Annotated in this window: 2 protein-coding genes; both read left to right on the top strand. The window is 52.2% G+C overall.

Translation table 11 applies throughout. The features are described 5' to 3' along the window. Nucleotides 1-90: 90 nt before the first annotated feature. Entirely contained in the window at nucleotides 91-333 is a 243-nt protein-coding gene (locus AC5O77_RS22150; protein WP_001451037.1) for a PTS sugar transporter subunit IIC, read from the top strand. 14 nt (nucleotides 334-347) lie between these two features. Next, a partial coding sequence (locus tag AC5O77_RS22155; RefSeq protein ID WP_080076257.1) for a PTS fructose-like transporter subunit IIB occupies nucleotides 348-581 on the top strand: 234 nt, incomplete at its 3' end.

Below are 581 nucleotides of genomic sequence, written 5' to 3' on the forward strand. Positions count from 1 at the left end.
AGATGTGTATAAGAGACAGGGTGCGTTGGGGTTACTGAAGGGGCGATTCCTTTCGCCGCTGCCGATCCGCTGCGTGTTATTCCTTCCATCATGGTCGGTTCAGTTTGTGGTGCGGTAACTGCGGCACTGGTCGGTGCACAGTGCTATGCAGGCTGGGGTGGTCTGATTGTGCTGCCGGTGGTTGAAGGCAAGCTGGGTTATATCGCAGCAGTGGCTGTCGGGGCGGTTGTGACGGCAGTCTGCGTGAACGTGCTGAAAAGTCTGGCGCGTAAAAATGGGTCTTCGACTGATGAAAAAGAAGACGACCTGGATTTGGATTTTGAAATTAATTAATTGAGGAACGAGCCATGACGAAAATTATTGCAGTAACCGCGTGTCCATCTGGTGTTGCCCATACTTATATGGCGGCAGAGGCGCTGGAAAGTGCCGCGAAAGCGAAAGGCTGGGACGTGAAAGTAGAAACCCAGGGGTCGATTGGTCTGGAAAATGAACTGACTGCGGAAGATGTGGCGAGCGCCGATATGGTGATTCTGACCAAAGATATCGGCATCAAGTTTGAAGAGCGTTTTGCTGGCAAGACC

The organism is Stenotrophomonas sp. INTA L402-1, from assembly GCF_059295135.1.

Bases quoted from the DNA above. Each gene is read 5' to 3' on its own strand.
- AC5O77_RS22150 (WP_001451037.1), top strand. From the start codon at position 91: ATGGTCGGTTCAGTTTGTGGTGCGGTAACTGCGGCACTGGTCGGTGCA.